Here is a 20,000-nt window from a genome sequence, read left to right as displayed (position 1 = left end):
ATGCGTAAGGTAGCTTGTTCCGCCGATCCCTTCGCCCGGCGCAATCGGGGGCCGGCCCGGCGCTATTCGAGAACGCTGACCTCGGTCCTCGCGGTTGCGACCATCCTCGCCCTGCCGGCGAAGGAGACGCTCGCGGCCAACGGCTTCGAGGGCAGCTTCGCTCCCAATGCGGGTTTCTCCTTCAGCGATACGGGCGGCGGCACCGCGACGATCACGGTCAACGCGCCTTCCGCCCTCATCAACTGGACCCCCAGCGATACCAGCAGCACCAGCGGGCCGATCGACTTCCTCCCGTCCGGCAACACCGTCAACTATGTCGCCGGTGGCGCCGTGGCGGGCGATGGCGACTATACGGTCCTCAACCGGATCGTCCCGACCGGCGGCGCCGCCGGCCGGTCGATCGCGCTGAACGGCACCATCACCACCGACACCCCGAAGGGCAATGTCTGGTTCTACAGCCCCAACGGCATATTGGTCGGGTCGGGCGCCAGCTTCGATGTCGGCGGGCTGCTGCTGACGACGGCGGACATCGACGTCCCGAATGGGCTCGAATTCGACGGCGGCAATTATGTTACCGCCGTCACCACGCAGACCAGCATTGCCGGGCAGGCGGTCACGATCGACAGTAGCGCCAGCATCACCACCAACAATTATTTTGCCGTCCTGGCGCCCAAGATCGAGCAGGGCGGCACGGTCGAATCGGAGGGCGGCATCGCCTATATCTCGGCAAGGCAGGCGCGCTTGTCGATCAATGATTCCAGCGGCCTGTTCGACATTGAAATCGGCGAGGGTGCCGACCTGGCGACGGACGGGATCACTCATAGCGGCATCAGCCAGGGGGTCATCAACACGGCGGACGGCCTCGCCCACCCGATCTACTTCGTCGCGGTGCCCAAGAACGAAGCCATCACCATGCTGCTCGGCGGCAGCATCGGCTTCCAAGTGGCACAGGGCGCCCAGGCCACCGAGCGCGGCATCGTCCTGTCGGCGGGGCGCGACATCGCCTTCGGGTCGCTCGGCGGCGTCGGAGAGGTCTCCGCAGGGGCCGGCAGCGGATCGGTCAGCATCAGCGGCCTGCCTTCGCTGGCCGATCCGCTCAGCATCCGGTCGGGCGTCCCGCTCACCGTGGCCGGAGGCCTGAACGTCACGTCCGGCGGCGGACCGGTCAATATCTACGCCGGGGCCGATACGACCTTCCAGGGCAGCGTCTCGATCGACGCGTCGCGGACCGGATCGAGCGGAAGCGCGCAGGGCGGCGCGATCAACCTGACCTCCGCCAACGGTACGTTGCTGTTCGACAATGGTGTCACGCTCACCGCATCGGGTACCGGCGGCAGCGGCACGGGCGGTATGGGCAGCGGCGGCACCGTCTCGGTCCTCGCCGCGGGCGGCAACATTACCTTCAGCGGCGGCCTCTTCGCGTCGGCGAACGGCACGGGCGGCAGCGGCAACGGCAGCGGCGTGGGCGGCGACGCGCGCGGCGGTATCGTCAGCGTCGAGGCGACGACCGGCAGCAGCGTCAATGTCACCTCGGGATCGATCAGCCTTTCCGCCAACGCCTTCGGCGGCAGCGGATCGGGCGTCGGCGGCGATGCCCTGAGCATCCTGCCCAGCGCCGGAGCGCCGGTGGGGCATGTCGAACTGCGCGCCTCGGGCGGCACGATCAACATCGGCAGCGGCCAGTCGAGCGTCGACGCGACGTTCAACGCTTATGGCGTCGCCGGCTATACCTTCGGATCGGGATCGTCGGGCAATGCGGTCGGCGGATCGGCCGGTCTCTATGCGAGCGGCACCGGCGCGATCAACCTCTATGGCTACGCGACGGGCGACGTCTCGGGCGGCATGTCCGAACTGGCCTCTTCCGGCGGCGGTACGGCGACGGGTGGCGAGTTCGTCGTCGAGGCGCGCAACAGCAGCGCGATCCACTCCTACGCCGATGGTTCGATCGGGCTCGACCTCTATCTCAGGGGGACCGGCGGACAAAGCTCCACGGGCACCGGCGGCGCCGGCACGGGCGGCCAGCTGTCGATCGCGGCCGTCGACGGCGGCGCGACGATTCAGTTCGACGGTTCGGTATATGCCGACGCGACCGGCTCGGGCGGTCTTTCGACCGACAGCACCGGCGGTCTCGGAACGGGGGGCAAGCTGATCGCAGGCGACGGTGCCGGCGATCTCACCTTCAACGATGTCTATTTCTTCGCCGAAGGCCAGGGTGGCGGCGGCAAGACGACCGGCGGCACCGGCCAGGGCGGCACGGCGCTCCTGTCGATCCGCACGGCCGGCGGCGAGCTCACCGCCAATGGCGACGTGCTGATGTCCGCCTTCGGCACCGGCGGCGACGCGGGCTATCATGTGGTGTCCGAGAACGGAGCGCAGCCGTCGACGGGCGGCGTCGGCCGCGGCGGTCTCGCTGGTTTCGAAGTGGTTGGCGGCACCATGACCTTCAACGGCAACGCCACCGCCGATGCCAGCGGCCAGGGCGGCAAGGGGCGTGACGGCGGCGCCGGCTATGGCGGCATCGACCAGGGCAATGATTTCGGCGGCGCGCTGGCCCTCGCCACCAAGGGCACGATCACCTTCAACGGCACGGGCGAGGGCGAGGGCGGAGAGCAGCCGCCTCTCGAGCCCCCCGAGGGCGGAGAGTTGCCTCCCCTGCCCCCAGGCGGCGAGGAGCCGCCTATCGGGCCGTTGGACAGCGGGGGTAGCGAAGGCCTCTATCCGGCCGGCGTTCAGCTCGTCGCGAGGGGCATCGGCGGGGATGGCGATTTCGACGATGCCGCGAATACCGGCAGCGGGGGCAACGGTTTCGGCGGCCTCGCCCAGGCCGTCGGCCTGACCGGCGATACCCCGGTCCAGGGCGTCATATCGGGGTCTTCGGTGCTGGTCGATACCAGCGGCTTCGGTGGTTCCGGCGGCTTCGCGATCCAGGATAGCCTTCCCGGCGGTGCAGGCGGCGACGGTACGGGCGGAGTCGTCCTCATCGCCGCGCAGGCGGGCACGGGACGGCTCGATATCGGCAGCGCCTATCTGATGTCGATCGGTGAAGGCGGCCGGGGCGGCGCAGGCGGCGGTGGGGAATCGATCATCGTTGCCGATGGCGGCGCCGGCGGCACCGGCACCGGCGGCCTCGCCCAGGCCGGCACGGTCAGCGGTCCCTCGAGTTCGACCACCACGGGTAGCGCTGCCTTCGGCTCGGTGCTCGCCGACGCTTCGGGCTATGGCGGGCAGGGCGGCGACGGCGGCTATGCGCAGAGCGGCGGCAACGGCGGCGACACCATGAACGGCGGGGCCGGCGGCGACGGCGGTATCGGTGTCGGCGGATCGGTATTCCTGACGGGGTACGGCGTGCAGGCCTCGGTGAACCAGTCGGTCGACCTCTACGCCACCGGCACGGTGGGCCGCGGCGGATATAATGGCGGCGGCGAGGCTCTCGACGGAATCGACGGCGGCGCGATCGGCGGTTTTGCCGGCGTGTTGGCCGGCGGCCGCAACGGGTCGCCGAACGAACTTGGTTCGGTGCAGATCAGCGGTTCGCTGTTCGCCGACGTTTCCGGCCTGGAGCAGCTGTCCGAAGGCGGGAGCACCCAGGCTGGCCGGATCGTGATCAGCAATTCGCAGCAGGGCACGACGCCGTTCAGCGATGGCGTGACGTCCGATGGCGGCACGATCAGCGTGGACGGTTCGACGACGCTGTATGCCGAGGGCAGCCTGCCGTCGGAGATGCCGAGCGAAGTGACTGCCGGCTCGAGCGACATTAGCTTCGGCGGCGACTTCCTCGCCTACACGTCCGACTCGTCGTTCAACTTCTATCGCGACGATGCGGCAGGAACGATCAACTTCCAGACCGATGGCTGCCATGTGGGCGAGGGCGCCTGCGGTCCGATCGTCGACCGGTTCACATCGCCGCCGCCGCCAGTCGTGTCGCCGCCGGTGTCGCCGCCGCCGCCGGTATCGCCACCGCCGCCAGTGTCGCCGCCGCCGCCGGTATCGCCGCCGCCGCCGGTGTCGCCGCCGCCGCCGGTATCGCCGCCGCCGCCGCCGGTATCGCCGCCGCCGCCGGTATCGCCGCCGCCGCCGGCGATCGACGACCCGGAGGTGAACGAGACGGTAACGACCGAGACGACCAACATCGCCGCGAGCATCCAGGCATCGCTGACGGGAACGCGCGTCGCCGGCGGCAGCATCAGGAGCACCTCCTCGGGTGGTGAGTCCGGCGCCGGTACGGGCGTGGCCTCGGCGGGCGGCTCCGGCGGTTCGTCCGCTTCGGGCGGGGGCGACAGCACTGCCGACGAGGGTGGCGACGAGGACAGCGATGCCGGCAGCTCGACCGCCAGTGGCGGCGCGGTCGGCGGCCCGAACGTGCTGATCGATACGAGCAACATCGGATCGGGCGGCGCGCAGATCGACACGCCGGTGCTCAGCAGCGGCAACAGCAGCCTGTGGCAGGGCGCCGACGGCCTTGGCGACGCGCCGGGCGGGACCGACGGACTGTCGCCGCCCGCAACGGGCGGGGCGGCACCGGGGGGTTCGGCGCCGAACGGTCCGGCCGGAGCGGGTGGTTCGCCCGGCGACGGAGCGGGTGGCGCGTCGCTGGGCGGCGCGGGCGACGTGCCTTCGTCGGGCGGCGGCGAGGGCCCGTCGTTCAGCGCGGGCGGCCAGCCCTTGAGTGGCGGAGGCGGCGCATCCTCGGGCGGAGGCGGCGATTCGGGCTCGGGCGGAGGGAACGACCAGTCCCCGGGCGGCGCGACCGACCAGCCGGCGGGCGCGGGCGGCCAGCAGCCTTCCAATGGAAAATCCCCGGATGGAGCGAAAGACCAGTGATGCGGAACAACCGTCTTTCCCTGGGCCTCGGCCTGCTCGCCGCGGCGGCGCTCGGCCTTCCCTCGGCAGCCCCGGCGGCGAGCCAGCCCGGCGGCCTGTCGCTGCGCAACAGCTTCCGCATCGGTTCGAGCGGGGTGCTCTGCACCGCGCAGATCCGCACGGTCAGCCCGGTGCTGTCGACGATGTTCGACCGCGGCTACCGGATCGTCTGCCGCGACGCGGCGGCTCCGGTCGGCCGGCTGTTCGCGCTGCGCAAGGGCGGCGACGACGCGGTGGCGCGGGTGATCGCCAACACCGAGTCGCCGGTGACCTGCCAGGAAGCGACCAGCGTCGCGATGGAAGGTCTCGGCACCGTCCGGGTCCGCGAATGCGTCGACGCCAACCAGCTCTCCTACAAGACCTATGCCTATACCCAGGGCAGGACGATCTACGTCGCCGACGGGCTCGGCGGCTATGACAGCGCGCTCCAGCTCGGCCTGCGCACGATCGTCGCCGACGCGATCGTCAAGGGCGAGGTGCAGGTCGCGACGACCTCGGCGGGCGATCCCGCCGCCTTCGCGCGGGTCCAGGCGGGCGCGCTCGACAGCGAGAGCGCGCTGGCCGAAGCCTATTCGCGCAACAATGACGGCTCCTATGCCGAGGCGTCCGAGTTCTTCGAGGCGCTCGTCGAACGCGATACCTCGAAGCCCCAGGCCGATTCGCGGCTGTCCGAATATCTCGCCAACCAGGCGATCCAAGAATCGAACCAGCGCAACTTCACCACCGCCGACGCTCTGTTCGCGCGCGCCGCGACCCCGGCCGCGCTGGCCGATCCCGTGCTGGGACGCATGCTGCGCAACTTCTACGCGATCCATTATCTGAACCAGAACAAGCTGAAGCAGGCGATCGCCGAACTGAACAAGCCGGTGGCGGAGATCGAGTCGCGCAGCGTCGCCGACGCCAAGCTCGCCCAGGGCGAGATCAGCGGCGATATCGCCGACGACCTCAACCGTGAGAACAGCTCGATGAGCCAGCTCGGCGCGCTCGACGGCCAGCTGCAGCCCTTCGAACGGGCGCAGATCCTCGATGTGCAGGCGCTCCAGCTGCGCGGCACCGCCTACCGCATCAACAAGGATTTCCCCAAGGCGAAGGCTGCCTTCGCCGAGGCGGTCGACGCGATGCAGGACATCCGCGAGGGCCGGCTCAACAGCACCGGCTGGCTGCGCGCCAGCATCCAGTCGGAACTGGCGCTGGTCGCCGAGGCCGAGGGCAATGTCGCCGAGGCCGAGCGCCTTTACGCCGACGCGCTCCAGGTCGTCGAGATCCAGCATCCGAACACGGCGGTCTCGCTGGGCGCCAAGGCGCGTTTCGCGGGCTTCCTCAGCCGCCACGACCAGGCCGACCGCGCTGGCACCATGTATGGCGAGGTTATCGCCGCGGCCGAGAATCTGCCGGGCGCCATGGCCTCGATCCGCACGCTGCTGCGCCCCTATTTCCGCCTGCTCGCGGAACGCTCGGCGACCGATCCCACCGCGGTGTCGCGGATGTTCGGCGCGAGCCAGGTGATGCTGCGGCCCGGCATCGCCCAGACCCAGGCGCTGCTCGCCCGCGAGCTGTCGGGCGGTGACGACGAGGCGTCGAGCCTGTTCCGCCAGTCGGTGACGCTGTCGCGCTACATCGCCCGCGCCACCGGCGAGATCGCGCGGATGACGGCTGCGCCCAACCCCGCCGAACGACCCGCGCTGGCCGATGCGCAGGCTCGCCTGGCCCGCTATTCGCGCGACCAGACGGTGCTGCAGGCCAAGCTCGCCAGGTTCCCGCGCTACCGCGTGCTGTCGCCGCAGACGATGTCGGTCGAGGAACTGCAGAAGGCGCTGCGGCCGGGCGACGGCTATTACAAGACCACGCTGGTCGGCCAGGACGCCTATGCGATGTTCGTCACCCGCGACGTCGCGCGCGCCTGGAAGCTCGACATGACGACCAAGCAACTCGAGGACACCGTCGCGCAGATCCGCGATTCGGTGGTGAAGATCGAGAATGGCCAGGTCGCGACCTACCCGTTCGACGTCGTCCTCGCCCGCAAGCTCTATCTGACCCTGATGGGGCCGGTCGACGCGGACATGCACAAGGTCACCAACCTCGTGTTCGAGCCCGACGGCCCGCTGCTCCAGCTTCCGGCCAACCTGCTGCCGATCGACCAGTCGGGCGTCGACGCCTATCTGGCGCGGCTCAAGAAGCCCAATGCCGACGACTTTGACTTCCGCGGCGTCAACTGGCTGGGCCGCGACCGCGACATCTCGACCGTGGTGTCCCCGCGCTCCTTCGTCGACGGCCGCGGCGTCGCCGCCTCGAAGGCGACCAAGGGCTATCTCGGCATGGGCGAGAATGCCCGGCCGGCGCTCAACCCCTTCTTCGTCCCGCCGCCGGCCATGACCGACTCCTGCGCCTGGCCGCTCAGCAACTGGAACAACCCGATCTCCTCGTCCGAACTCTATCTGGCGAGCGGGATCATCGGCCAGGACAAGTCGAAGCTGATCACCGGCGGCGACTTCTCCGACTCGGCGATCACCGGGCTGAGCGATCTCGCCGATTATCGCATCATCCACTTCGCGACCCACGGCCTGGTCACCGCCCCGCGCCCGGAATGTCCGGCGCGCCCGGCGCTGCTGACCAGCTTCGGCGGCGGCACCTCGGACGGCCTGCTGTCGTTCAAGGAGATCTTCGACCTCAAGCTCGACGCCGACGTCGTCGTCCTGTCGGCCTGCGACACGGCGGGCATGGCGACCATCTCGGCCACCCGCGAGGCCGGCATCACCACCGGCGGCAACTTCGCGCTCGACGGCCTGGTCCGCGCCTTCGTCGGCGCGGGCGCCCGCACCGTGATCGCGAGCCACTGGCCGGTCCCGGACGATTTCAACGCGACCAAGCGGCTGATCAGCGGACTGTTCACGGCCCCGCCGGGGACCGCGATGGCGACTGCGATGCGGCAGGCGCAGATCGGCCTGATGGACGACGCCAATACGTCGCACCCCTATTACTGGTCGGCCTTCGCGATCGTCGGCGACGGCGAGCGGCCGCTGCTGCCGGCGACAAGCGCGCCGGGCGCCGCGGTCCAGGCGACCCGCTGACGGCTGCGCCCGCCCCCTCGCGGGGCGGGCGTATCGGTCGTGCTGGACAGGGAGCGATTTGGAACATATGACGAACATATGGCCCAGCTCGATGTCCGCCAGAAACTGGAAATCCTCGCCGACGCCGCCAAATATGACGCGTCCTGCGCGTCGTCGGGCACGGCGAAGCGCGATTCGGCCGGCGCGGCGAAGGGGATCGGGTCGACCGAGGGCATGGGCATCTGCCATGCCTATGCGCCCGACGGCCGCTGCATCTCGCTGCTCAAGATCCTGCTGACGAACAGCTGCATCTTCGACTGCCATTATTGCATCAACCGGAAGAGCTCCAACGTCCGCCGCGCGCGCTTCACCGCGAAGGAGGTGGTCGACCTGACCCTCGCCTTCTACCGGCGCAACTATATCGAGGGTCTGTTCCTCTCCTCGGGCATCATCCGCTCGTCCGACTATACGATGGAGCAGATCGTCGAGGTCGCCCGGTCGCTGCGCGAGGACCACCAGTTCCGCGGCTATATCCACCTCAAGACGATTCCCGACGCCGATCCGGCGCTGATCGAGGCGGCGGGCCGACATGCCGACCGCATCTCGATCAACATCGAGCTGCCGACCGCCGCCGGCCTCCAGCGGCTCGCGCCCGAGAAGTCGGGGGAGACGATCCGCGGCGCGATGGCGGGGATGAAGACCGCGATCGACGATGGCGCCGATGCCGGCAAGCGCTACAAATCGGCGCCGCGCTTCGCCCCCGCCGGACAGTCGACCCAGATGATCGTCGGGGCCGATGCCGCCAACGACCGCGACATCATGACCACCGCGAGCGGCCTCTACGATCGCTTCGGGCTGCGCCGCGTCTATTATTCGGCATTTAGCCCGATTCCCGACGCCTCGGCGATCCTGCCGTTGCGCCGCCCGCCGCTGATGCGCGAGCACCGGCTCTACCAGTCCGACTGGCTGATGCGCTTCTACGGCTATCGCCCCGCCGAGGTCGCCGATGCGACCGACGAGCAGGGGATGCTGCCGCTCGACATCGACCCCAAGCTCGCCTGGGCGCTGAAGGCGCGCGAACGCTTCCCGGTCGACGTCAACCGCGCCCCGCGCGAGCTGCTGCTGCGGGTGCCGGGACTGGGGGTGAAGGCGGTCGACGCGATCCTCGCCTCGCGGCGCTGGCGGCGGCTCGGGCTCGCCGATGTCGGGCGCTTGTCGCGCTCGATCGCCAAGCTGCGACCGTTCATCGTCACCAGCGACTGGCGGCCGACGGCGTTGATCGATCGGATTGAGCTCAAGGCGAAGCTGGTCGAGCAGCTGGAGCTGTTCGGCGGCTGAGCGCGTTGCTCGCTTATGCGTCATTCCGGCGGAGGCCGGAATCTCAGGAGGTTGGCCGCGCGCTCGTCTCCTGAGACCCCAGTCTTCGCTGGGTGACGGACGGAGAATGATATCGATGCACCGCATGACCCTGTCCCGCCCCGACGACTATGAAGGCTGGCGCGATGGCGCGCGGGCGGCCGCGCTCGCCGGAGTCGCGGCCGACGCGATTGTCTGGCAGGTGGAGGGCGAGGGCGTCGACCTGTTCGGCGGGGCGGGCGATCCGCTGCCGCCGCCGAGGCTTGCGCCCTTCGCGGTGTCGAAGCGCTTCCTCGATCTTGCCGAGACCGTGGTGCTCCACCGCGACCCCGAGCGCTTCGCGCTGCTCTATGCGATGCTGCTCCGTCTGCGCGACGAACCGGCCGCGATCGCGGACGAGGCCGATCCGCTGCGGCGGCGGCTCGAACAGCTGGCGAAGGAGGTGCGCCGGGACATCCACAAGATGCGCGCCTTCGTCCGCTTCCGCGAGATCGACGGCGCCTATGTCGCCTGGTTCGAGCCCGACCATCATATCGTCCGCGCCAATGCGGGCTTCTTCGCGCGCCGCTTCGCGACGATGCGCTGGTCGATCCTGACCCCCGAACTGTCGATCCACTGGGACGGCGGCAGCTTGCGCGAGGGGCCGGGGGCGACCCGCGCCGATGCGCCGGCGGGGGACCCGGTCGAGGCGCTGTGGAAGGGCTATTATGCGTCGATCTTCAACCCGGCCCGGCTGAAGGTCGGAACGATGCTCAAGGAGATGCCGCGAAAATATTGGGCCAACATGCCCGAAACCGCGTTGATCCCCGAACTGGTCGCGGGCGCCCAGGCGCGCGAGACGAGGATGGTGGAGAGGATCGTGCCCAGGGCCCAGGCTACCGGCAATGCGGGGAAGGCGTGGGAAGCGCTGCGCGAGGAAGCGGCGCATTGCACGCGCTGCGACCTGTATCGATGCGCGACGCGCACGGTGTTCGGCGAGGGACCGGTCGATGCCGACCTCATGATTGTCGGCGAACAGCCGGGCGACCAGGAGGACCTTGCCGGCAAGCCCTTCGTGGGGCCGGCGGGCAGGATGCTCGACGAAGCGCTCGAGGCGGCGGGGGTCGACCGGGCGCGCACCTACGTCACCAACGCGGTCAAGCATTTCAAGTTCGAGCCGCGCGGCAAGCGCCGCATCCATGCGAAGCCCAATGCCGGAGAGATCAAGGCGTGCCGCTGGTGGATCGACCAGGAGCGCGCGATCGTCGCGCCGAGGCGGATCGTCATGTTGGGGACGACCGCGATCCATTCGCTGCTGGGCAAGGCCACGACGCTGAGCTCGGTGCGCGGCCGCGCGCTGGAACTGCCCGACGGCGGTCTGGCGCGCGCGACGATCCATCCGAGCTTCCTGCTGCGCATGCCCGACAAGGCGCGTGCGGAGGAGGAATATGCGATGTTCGTGAGGGATCTCAAGGCGGCCGCCGAATAGGCTGATCCGCCCCCGCCCCAAAAGCGTCGCCCCAGCTTATGCCGGGGCGACGGTCAGGTGTCGGATGACATTCCCCCGAGGCTCTCTCCGGGAAAGGGGAAACCGGAGAGAGCGCCGGGGAATGACCGGTTAGATGCCGACGCCGCTGAGCAGCCCCAGCGCCTGGAGCAGCCACAGGATCACGACGATCACGACGACGACGTTCAGGATGCTTTTGATCTTGCCGTCCATCGGGATGTAGTTGTTGATCAACCACAGCAGAACGCCGACAATAATGAGTACGATAATGATATGAATCAGCATGGGGTCCTCCCCGTTTGTGTTTAGAATTGCTGGTGTCCTTACGAACCCGGAACAGCGATGTTTGTTCCGGGGTCCGCCGGAGCGGCGCGGCATGCGGTCCAAACAAAAAGGGCGGGTCGCCCTGCGGCGCCCGCCCTTCGCGTGTCCGGATTGATCGGATCAGAGCTTGGAAGTCAGCTCCGGCACGACCTTGAACAGGTCGCCGACGAGGCCGTAATCGGCCACCTGGAAGATCGGGGCTTCCTCGTCCTTGTTGATCGCGATGATCGTCTTCGAGTCCTTCATGCCGGCGAGATGCTGGATCGCGCCCGAGATGCCGATGGCGACATAGACTTCGGGAGCGACGATCTTGCCGGTCTGTCCGACCTGATAGTCGTTCGGGACATAGCCCGCGTCGACCGCAGCGCGCGAGGCGCCGACCGCGGCGCCGAGCTTGTCGGCGAGCGGCTCGATGATCGCGTGGAAGTTCTCGCCGTTCTGGAGAGCCCGGCCGCCCGAGACGATCACCTTGGCCGACGTCAGCTCGGGGCGCTCGGACTTGGAGATCTCGGCGCCGACGAAGCTGGAGAGGCCGGCGTCGCCGCCGCCCGAAACCGCTTCGATGCTGCCCGAGCCGCCCTCGCGCGCCGCCTTCTCGAAAGCGGTGGCGCGGACGGTGATCACCTTCTTGGCGTCCGAAGACTGCACCGTCGCGATCGCGTTGCCGGCATAGGTCGGACGGGTGAAGCTGTCCTCGCTCTCGACCGAGAGGATCTCGGAGATCTGCATGACGTCGAGCAGGGCCGCGACGCGCGGCGCGATGTTCTTGCCGTTGGCGGTGGCCGGCGCGACGAAGGCGTCGTGATGGCCCATCAGCTCGACGACCAGCGGCGCGACATTCTCCGGCAGCGCGTTGGCATAGGCCGCGCCGTCGGCGACATGGACCTTGCCCACGCCGGCGATCTTCGCGGCCGCGTCGGCGACGCCGCCCACGCCCTCGCCCGCGACCAGCAGGTGGACCTCGCCCAGCTTCGACGCGGCGGTGATCGCCGAGAGGGTGGCGTCCTTGACGGCGCCGCCCTCATGCTCAACCCAAACGAGCGTCTTCATGCCGCAACTCCCAGAGCCTTGAGCTTGGCCACCAGTTCATCGACATCGGCGACCTTGATGCCGGCTGAGCGCTTCGGCGGCTCGGCGACCTTGAGCGTCTTGAGGCGCGGGGTGACGTCGACGCCGTAGTCGGCCGGGGTCTTCTGCGCGAGCGGCTTGGACTTGGCCTTCATGATGTTCGGCAGCGAGGCATAGCGCGGCTCGTTGAGGCGCAGGTCGGTGGTGACGATCGCGGGGGTCTTGAGGCTGACCGTCTCGAGGCCGCCGTCGACCTCGCGGGTGACCTTGACCATGTCGCCCTCGACCTCGACCTTCGAGGCGAAGGTGCCCTGCGGCCGGCCGGTGAGGGCCGCCAGCATCTGGCCGGTCTGGTTCGAATCGTCGTCGATCGCCTGCTTGCCGAGGATGACGAGGCCGGGGGCCTCCTCCTCGACGATCTTGGCGAGCAGCTTGGCGACGCCGAGCGGCTCGACCTCGGTCTCGCTGACGATCAGGATCGCGCGGTCGGCGCCCATCGCGAGCGCGGTGCGCAGCGTTTCCTGCGCCTTCTGCTCGCCGATCGACACCGCGATGATCTCGGTCGCGACGCCCTTTTCCTTCAGGCGGATCGCTTCTTCGACCGCGATCTCGTCGAACGGGTTCATCGACATCTTGACGTTGGCGAGGTCGACGCCGGTGCCGTCCATCTTGACGCGCGGCTTGACGTTGTAATCGATCACCCGCTTCACGGGTACGAGGACCTTCATAGCTTCACTCCTTGGCCTTGGCATCTGCCCTGGGGAGGCCGTATCCATATCCATGAGGGGCCGCTCCTCGGGGAAACGGCCGGTGCCCGATCGCCATTGCCGCTCGGGCCGGTCAAATCAAATGCGAACTTGCGAAACTGCGAACTACCGTTTTGCAAATGCGACGGGATGCTTGGCCGGCCCGTGACGGGATGCTCAGGCCGCCTTCTTCACCTCGGCGACGATCTTGCGCGCGGCGTCGCCCAGGTCGTCGGCCGCGACGATCGGCAGGCCCGAACCCGCGAGGATGTCCTTGCCCTGCTGGACGTTGGTGCCTTCGAGGCGGACGACCAGCGGCACTGACAGGTTCACTTCCTTGGCGGCGGCGACGATGCCGTCGGCGATGATGTCGCACTTCATGATGCCGCCGAAGATGTTGACGAGGATGCCCTTCACCGCGGGATCGGCGAGAATGATCTTGAACGCCGCCGTCACCTTCTCCTTCGAGGCGCCGCCGCCGACGTCGAGGAAGTTGGCCGGGAACATGCCGTTGAGCTTGATGATGTCCATCGTCGCCATGGCGAGGCCGGCGCCGTTGACCATGCAGCCGATGTCGCCGTCGAGCTTGATATAGGCGAGATCATATTTGGACGCCTCGATCTCGGCCGGGTCCTCCTCGGACTCGTCGCGCAGGGCGAGGATGTCCGGGTGGCGGTAGAGCGCGTTCGAATCGAAGCTGACCTTCGCGTCGAGGACGAGCAGCTTGCCGTCGGTGGTCTCGACCAGCGGATTGACCTCGAGCATCGACATGTCGGTGGCGACGAAGGCGTTGTAGAGCTGCTCGGCGAGCTTGACCGCCTGCTTGTTGAGATCGCCCTTCAGCTTGAGCGCGAAGGCGACCGCGCGGCCATGGTGCGGCTGGAAGCCCTCGGCCGGGTCGATCACGATGGTGCGGATCTTCTCGGGGGTCGAATGGGCGACCTCCTCGATGTCCATGCCGCCCTCGGTCGACACGATCATGGCGATGCGGCCGGTCTTTCGATCGACCAGCATCGACAGATAATATTCGGATTTGATGTCGGCGCCGTCGGTCACATAGAGGCGGTTGACCTGCTTGCCGGCCTCGCCCGTCTGGATGGTGACCAGCGTGTTGCCGAGCATGTCGGTGGCGTTGGCCTTCACCTCGTCGATCGACTTGGACAGGCGGACGCCGCCCTTCGCCTCGGCCGGCAGTTCCTTGAACTTGCCCTTGCCGCGGCCGCCGGCGTGGATCTGCGCCTTGACGACATAGATCGGCCCGGGGAGCTTCTTCGCCGCCTCGACCGCCTCGTCGACGGTCAGCGCGGCGTAGCCGGCCGGGACTGCGGCGCCGAACTTCGCGAGCAGTTCCTTGGCCTGATATTCATGGATGTTCATGCGTGAGCGTCCCTTGAAAACCGATCGGATCGGCAGGCGCTAAAGCATGAATGGGCGGCGTTGAAAACCCCAACATGGGCGAATCGGATATTGCGCCGCGATAGAGATTCTTTCGCGAATGCAATCAGCCCGCGATCGAGCAGCCGATTCCGGACTTGAGGACGACCGAGACGATCTCCGGATCCTGCAGCGCGCGCAGCCGGTGGACCAGCTCGTCGATGCTCATCCCGCGCACGTCGTGGCTGTCCAGTCCGCCGAGCGACTGGAGCCGCTTGAGCTGGACCAGCGACAGCCGGTCGACCATCCGCTCGGCCATGCAGCCGGCGACCGGGGGGCGGATGCCGGCCTCGATCAGCTTGCTGCGCACCCGCGCCTCGGGCGAGACGGTGGCGCAGCCGGCCAGCGCGGCGAGCAGGGCGACGGGGGCGAGAAGGGCGAGCGGACGGACCATGGCCTGATCTTTCGGGAACGGAACGGCGCGCTTCTGCGCCGGGCCGGCTTGATGCGCCATGAACGAATGGAAGCGGAGGATGACCTTTTCTCCATCATGCCAGCGAAGGCTGGGGTCCATGTCTCTCGTCTCCTTGATGACCATCGCGGGTGAAAACAGACATGGATGCCAGCCGCCGTTGGCATGACGTTCACTTTTCAGTTTTCCAATCGCTTCACCGCTGCTCGCGCCCGATCCACTTCTCGACGATGGGCGGCCGATAGTCCTGCATCCGCCGCACCAGCGCCGCCGGGTCGTCGTCGACCATCAGCATCGACCGGTGGGCGTCGCGCAGGAAGCCCGCCGCGACGACATCGTCGAGGAAGCCCGCCAGCTTGTCGTAGAAGCCCGCGACGTTGAGCAGCGCGACCGGCTTGGCATGGTCGCCGAGCTGGCCCCAGGTCCAGATCTCGAACAGCTCCTCGAAGGTGCCGATCCCGCCCGACAGCGCGATGAAGCCGTCCGAGCGGTCGGCCATCAGCGCCTTGCGCTCGTGCATCGATCCGACGACGTGCAGCTCGGTCAGCCCGCGATGCGCGACCTCCAGGTCGGCGAGCGCCCGGGGGATCACGCCGGTGACGCGGCCGCCCGCCGCCATCACCGAATCGGCGACCATGCCCATCAGGCCGACCCGGCCGCCGCCATAGACCAGGTCGATCCCCGCGCCGGCCAGCGCGGCGCCGAGCGCGCGGGCGGCGGCGCCGTGGGCCGGGTCGAAGCCGGGGCTCGACCCGCAGAACACGCACAGCGTCCTGATCATCGGCCCCGCACCGCCGCGCGGAGCGGCATCGGCCCGTCGCCCAGGCCGAGCGCGATCCGGTCGGCGAAGCCGAGCCGCATGCCGTGGAAGCGCGCGATCAGGTCGGCGTCCATCGCATAGAGGCTCTCGAGCATCCTGTACCCCTCCTGCGGCGGCGTCTCGCGCAGCATCCGGCGGGCGAAGCGGCGATAATAGTCGCGTTTCGCCCAGGCGCGGGCGGCATGGTCGTGAAGCATCGCGTGGAGCGCGGCCCCCGACCAGTCGTCGGCCTGCGCCACCAGCTGCGCGGTGCGCGCGGCATCGGCCAGCGAATTGCCGCTGACCGGATGGAACAGCCCGGCGCGCAGCCCGACCTTGGCGACACCCTCGCCGCCCGAGCGCCAGTAATCGGCGAAGTCGCCGCCCAGCGCGATCGGCAATATCCCCGCCTGGCCGCGCGCCGACCCGCGGATCCGCCAGCCGAACCGCGCCGCATGGTTGACGATGCGGTTGCCATGGTCGGTCATGTCGATGTCGGGCCAGCTTTCGTAGCGGACGTCCTCGATGAACAGCCGGTCGGCCTCGATCGGCAGCATCTCCATATATTGGAAGCCCTCGGCCGGATCGGCGGCGGCGTCGATCAGCGTGGCGCGGCGCACGCTGTGGGGGCCGTCGAGGGTCAGCTCATAGCCGACGAACTTGCGGTAATGGAGGTCGAGCAGCGACAGGTCGGCGGGCCCCCGCGCGTCGATGACGCCGCCCGCGCCGATCATCGTCCCGTCCTCCAGCACCACGCCGTCGGGCGCGACCCCCAGCGCGCGCCGCCCGGTCAATATGCTCTCGGCCGGCATCGCCTCGCGCAAGGTCGCGTCGAACCGGTCGGACCGGATGCTGTAGAAGGGAAAGGGCAGCGCCCGCTTGTACTGCGGGAAGACCACCGCGAACTCGCGCCAGCCATAGTTGACCAGCGGCTGGAGCAGCGGGCGGTCCTCCTCCGCGATGTCGCTGTCGAGGAAGGACCACAGATGCGCGCCGCCCAGCGACGGCGCCGCCTCGATCAGCAATATGCGCCGATCCGGGCGCGCCCGCCGCGCGGCCAGGGCGATCAGCCCGCCCGAAAGGCCGCCACCGATGATGGCGAGATCGCACATAACGCCGCTCATGGCGCCGGCTTATACATTGGTTGCGCGCGATACCAGTACGCAGACGCCTCTTTCGCCCGGCCGCGTCTTCCGTTACCATCGCCGGCATCCCCGGGGAGCCTTAGGCTGAGAGGTGGGCTGCGATGCCCACGACCCGCTGAACCTGATCCGGCTCGCACCGGCGTAGGAAGGGAGTGCCGGCAGCGGTGTTTCTTCCCTTTGCGCGATGCGAGCCACCTTTGGAGTGCTCGACATGGCCGATATCCCCGCGCGTACCGAAATGAAGGTGACCACCGGTCCGATCCGGGGATCGCGCAAGATCCATGTCGAGGGCGCCCCCAATGCGTCCCGCCCGCCCGTGCGCGTCGCCATGCGCGAGATCGCGCTGGAGCCGTCGGCGAACGAGGTGCCGGTGCGCGTCTACGACTGCTCGGGCCCCTATACCGACGGCAACGCCCATATCGACATCATGGCGGGCCTGCCCGCGCTGCGCCGCGACTGGATCGTCGGCCGCGGCGACGTCGAGGAATATGACGGCCGCGGCATCAAGCCCGAGGACAATGGATTGAAGGGCCCCGACCGCTCGGGCGGCGTCACCCCCTTCCCGAACGTGGTGCAGCGCCCGCTGCGCGCCAAGGCGGGGCAGAACGTCTCGCAGATGCATTATGCCCGGCGCGGCATCATCACCCCCGAGATGGAATATGTCGCGATCCGCGAGAATGTCGGCCGCGCCGCGCTCAAGGAGAAGCTGCTGCGCGACGGCGAGGATTTCGGCGCCGAGATCCCCGATTATGTCACGCCCGAGTTCGTCCGCAGCGAAGTGGCGCGCGGCCGGGCGATCATCCCCAGCAACATCAACCACCCCGAATCGGAGCCGATGGCGATCGGCCGCAACTTCCTGGTCAAGATCAACGCCAATATCGGCAATTCGGCGGTCGCCTCCGACGTCGCGGCCGAGGTCGACAAGATGGTCTGGTCGATCCGCTGGGGCGCCGACACCGTCATGGACCTGTCGACCGGCCGCAACATCCACGACACCCGCGAATGGATCCTGCGCAACTCGCCGGTGCCGATCGGCACCGTGCCGATCTACCAGGCGCTGGAGAAGGTGAACGGCGTCGCCGAGGACCTGACCTGGGAAATCTTCCGCGACACGCTGATCGAGCAGGCCGAGCAGGGCGTCGACTATTTCACCATCCATGCCGGCGTCCGCCTGCCCTTCATCCCGATGACCGCAAAGCGCGTCACCGGCATCGTCAGCCGCGGCGGCTCGATCATGGCGAAATGGTGCCTGAGCCATCACAAGGAAAGCTTCCTCTACGAGCGGTTCGAGGAAATCTGCGAGATCATGAAGGCCTATGACGTCGCCTTCTCGCTGGGCGACGGCCTGCGTCCCGGCTCGATCGCCGACGCCAATGACGAAGCGCAGTTCTCCGAGCTCAAGACGCTGGGCGAACTGACCCAGATCGCCTGGAAGCACGATGTGCAGGTGATGATCGAGGGCCCCGGCCATGTGCCGATGCACAAGATCAAGGCGAACATGGACAAGCAGCTCGAGGCGTGCGGCGAGGCGCCCTTCTACACGCTCGGGCCGCTGACCACCGACATCGCCCCCGGCTACGACCATATCACCTCGGCGATCGGTGCCGCGATGATCGGCTGGTTCGGCACGGCGATGCTCTGCTACGTGACGCCGAAGGAGCATCTCGGCCTGCCCGACCGCGACGACGTCAAGGTCGGCGTCGTAACCTACAAGCTCGCCGCCCATGCGGCCGATCTCGCCAAGGGCCACCCGGCCGCCAAGCTGCGCGACGACGCGCTGAGCCGCGCCCGCTTCGAATTCCGCTGGCGCGACCAGTTCAACCTGTCGCTCGATCCCGACACGGCCGAGCAATATCACGACCAGACCCTCCCGGCCGAAGGCGCCAAGACCGCGCATTTCTGCTCGATGTGCGGGCCGAAATTCTGCTCGATGAAGATCACCCAGGAAGTCCGCGACTTCGCCGCGACCAAGAACGCCCCGGTGGACAGCTTCATCGCGGCGGGCGACGCCGAGGCGGGGATGCGCGCGATGAGCGAGGTGTTCAAGGAGAAGGGCGGGGAGATCTACCTGCCGGCGGCGGAGTGAGCGATCTCCGTCTGACCTGTCCGATCCGTTTCTGATGCCATCAGCGGGTTGCAATTGACGCTCCGGCCAGTATCGTTCTCCTTACGTTCCGATTCGGGGAGGCGATATGGCGGGTATCTTCATGACACGGGCGGATTTTGCATTCCCTGTCCTGGGCTTTCCCAGGGACGGGGACGTGATGCCGTTCGAAGACAAGGCGCTTCTTCTCGGCAAGACGGGCTGGCTCGCGGGCCAGGACCGCCATCTGGGACTGGAGATCGTCGACAGCGCCGGACGACGCTGGGTCGTTTCGGGGCTGGTCCCGGCCGAGCCACCCCGGAAGAGGTGGTGGCGGTTCGGCCGGGCCGACGCCGACCGAGAAGAACTCGAGGTTGAGCTTCAGGAGATCGAGCCCCAGGACTTCCTTGCCGCGCGGGCGCGTGTCGAAGCGGAGGCGGTGCGGATCTTCGACGAGGGCGACGAGGCGCTGGCTGGCATTCGGTCGGCGTCGACCATGGCACAGCTCAGCGAGGCCTGTTTCGAGATCACGCTGCGGGGGCAGGGCTGCCGGATACTGTCCGGCAATCGCGGCATCCCGATTCGATCGGCATCCGAAGTGGCTGGCAGAGCCCTGCTTCTGTCCGCCGCTGTCCAGTTGTCGCTCGGTGTGGACAGGCTCAAGATTGTCGAATGGCTCGCCGAACAGGCTCTGCCTGTTGTCATGACGTCGGATGAAGTCGACCTGTTCGCCAAATTCCGTTTGACGGATCAGCGCCGCGCTGCGGCGGGGTGGGAGGTAGAGCGGCTGATAGCCCTGCTCTGGGCGCTCGGCGCCGCCGATATGTCGCCTGCTGGCGAGGACCCCGACATATCCACGATCATCGAAACCGTGCCGCCGGCCGGCTCCATGAGCGTGGAGCGGTTCCTGGCGGCAGAACTGAGGTCCGCGCGGGAGCTCGCGGGCATGGCCGAGCGATATCGTGACCTCTCCCGTCACGCCGACGCGGAATATGCCCGCGATCCCTCCGATGAAAACGCCTATAAGGTCGAGTCCGCCCAGCGCCGCTACGCGGCGTTGCAATGGGTCATCAATCCCGATCGGATCAGTTGGAGCTGATAGCGATATGCGGGACCTTGTATAAGCGGTTGCGTCCGAAAATCCCCCGACCGTCATCCTGGCGAAAGCCGGGATCTCCCTTCTCTTACCGGGAGATGCGCCTGCCCGCAGGTCCAGGATCAATGATCTACCGGCTTTCGC

At 68.2% G+C, this 20,000-nt stretch carries 13 protein-coding genes and 1 riboswitch; of the genes, 6 read left to right on the top strand and 7 right to left on the bottom strand.

Annotated elements, in window-relative coordinates; translation table 11 throughout:
- From ASE22_RS15910 to ASE22_RS15895, 4 genes are all read left to right on the top strand, one after another.
- The gene (locus ASE22_RS15910; RefSeq protein ID WP_056361737.1) at window positions 1-4,821 is read left to right on the top strand and encodes a beta strand repeat-containing protein; all 4,821 of its coding nucleotides are present in this window, start codon (window positions 1-3) and stop codon (window positions 4,819-4,821) included.
- Complete coding sequence (locus ASE22_RS15905) at window positions 4,821-7,928, top strand: CHAT domain-containing protein (RefSeq protein WP_056361733.1); 3,108 nt, start codon at window positions 4,821-4,823, stop codon at window positions 7,926-7,928. Before ASE22_RS15910 ends, ASE22_RS15905 begins: the two co-directional genes overlap by 1 nt.
- Before the next feature lie 78 nt (window positions 7,929-8,006).
- The gene (locus tag ASE22_RS15900) at window positions 8,007-9,245 is read left to right on the top strand and encodes a putative DNA modification/repair radical SAM protein (RefSeq protein ID WP_056361731.1); all 1,239 of its coding nucleotides are present in this window, start codon (window positions 8,007-8,009) and stop codon (window positions 9,243-9,245) included.
- A gap of 115 nt (window positions 9,246-9,360) precedes the next feature.
- A complete protein-coding gene (locus tag ASE22_RS15895; protein ID WP_056362463.1) occupies window positions 9,361-10,731 on the top strand; it encodes a UdgX family uracil-DNA binding protein in 1,371 nt (456 codons plus the stop codon).
- 129 nt (window positions 10,732-10,860) lie between these two features.
- On the opposite strand, the gene ASE22_RS27330 is transcribed toward ASE22_RS15895, so the two are convergent.
- From ASE22_RS27330 to crtY, 7 genes are all read right to left on the bottom strand, one after another.
- Window positions 10,861-11,034 (bottom strand): Thivi_2564 family membrane protein, encoded by a 174-nt coding sequence (locus tag ASE22_RS27330; protein ID WP_012049385.1) that lies wholly within the window; start codon window positions 11,032-11,034, stop codon window positions 10,861-10,863.
- A 159-nt stretch (window positions 11,035-11,193) separates the two neighbouring features.
- The gene (locus tag ASE22_RS15890) at window positions 11,194-12,123 is read right to left on the bottom strand and encodes an electron transfer flavoprotein subunit alpha/FixB family protein (RefSeq protein WP_056361727.1); all 930 of its coding nucleotides are present in this window, start codon (window positions 12,121-12,123) and stop codon (window positions 11,194-11,196) included.
- Window positions 12,120-12,869 carry an electron transfer flavoprotein subunit beta/FixA family protein gene (locus ASE22_RS15885; protein WP_056361725.1) on the bottom strand — a complete coding sequence of 250 codons (750 nt, stop codon included), beginning with the start codon at window positions 12,867-12,869 and terminating at the stop codon, window positions 12,120-12,122. Before ASE22_RS15885 ends, ASE22_RS15890 begins: the two co-directional genes overlap by 4 nt.
- 195 nt (window positions 12,870-13,064) lie before the next feature.
- Window positions 13,065-14,264 (bottom strand): ADP-forming succinate--CoA ligase subunit beta, encoded by a 1,200-nt coding sequence (gene sucC / locus ASE22_RS15880; RefSeq protein WP_056361722.1) that lies wholly within the window; start codon window positions 14,262-14,264, stop codon window positions 13,065-13,067.
- 124 nt (window positions 14,265-14,388) lie between these two features.
- A complete protein-coding gene (locus ASE22_RS15875; RefSeq protein ID WP_414886673.1) occupies window positions 14,389-14,835 on the bottom strand; it encodes a hypothetical protein in 447 nt (148 codons plus the stop codon).
- Window positions 14,836-14,929: 94 nt separating this feature from the next.
- Window positions 14,930-15,514 (bottom strand): TIGR00730 family Rossman fold protein, encoded by a 585-nt coding sequence (locus ASE22_RS15870; RefSeq protein WP_056361719.1) that lies wholly within the window; start codon window positions 15,512-15,514, stop codon window positions 14,930-14,932.
- Window positions 15,511-16,644: a lycopene beta-cyclase CrtY gene (crtY, locus tag ASE22_RS15865; protein WP_235536447.1), complete on the bottom strand. Its 1,134-nt coding sequence runs from the start codon at window positions 16,642-16,644 to the stop codon at window positions 15,511-15,513. The genes ASE22_RS15870 and crtY overlap by 4 nt, the downstream gene beginning before the upstream one ends.
- A 93-nt stretch (window positions 16,645-16,737) precedes the next feature.
- Window positions 16,738-16,842: riboswitch (TPP riboswitch) on the top strand.
- A gap of 46 nt (window positions 16,843-16,888) precedes the next feature.
- On the opposite strand from crtY, the gene thiC reads away from it, so the two are divergent.
- Together thiC and ASE22_RS15855 are read left to right on the top strand one after the other, a co-directional pair.
- Window positions 16,889-18,763 (top strand): phosphomethylpyrimidine synthase ThiC, encoded by a 1,875-nt coding sequence (gene thiC / locus ASE22_RS15860; protein ID WP_056362457.1) that lies wholly within the window; start codon window positions 16,889-16,891, stop codon window positions 18,761-18,763.
- Between the two features lie 106 nt (window positions 18,764-18,869).
- Window positions 18,870-19,859 carry a DUF4272 domain-containing protein gene (locus tag ASE22_RS15855; protein ID WP_056361713.1) on the top strand — a complete coding sequence of 330 codons (990 nt, stop codon included), beginning with the start codon at window positions 18,870-18,872 and terminating at the stop codon, window positions 19,857-19,859.
- Window positions 19,860-20,000 lie beyond the last annotated feature (141 nt).

The organism is Sphingomonas sp. Root720 (assembly GCF_001428605.1).
Lineage (GTDB): Bacteria > Pseudomonadota > Alphaproteobacteria > Sphingomonadales > Sphingomonadaceae > Rhizorhabdus.
The sequence above is the reverse complement of the archived record's forward strand: the minus strand, read 5'-3'. Positions and strand labels throughout refer to the sequence as shown.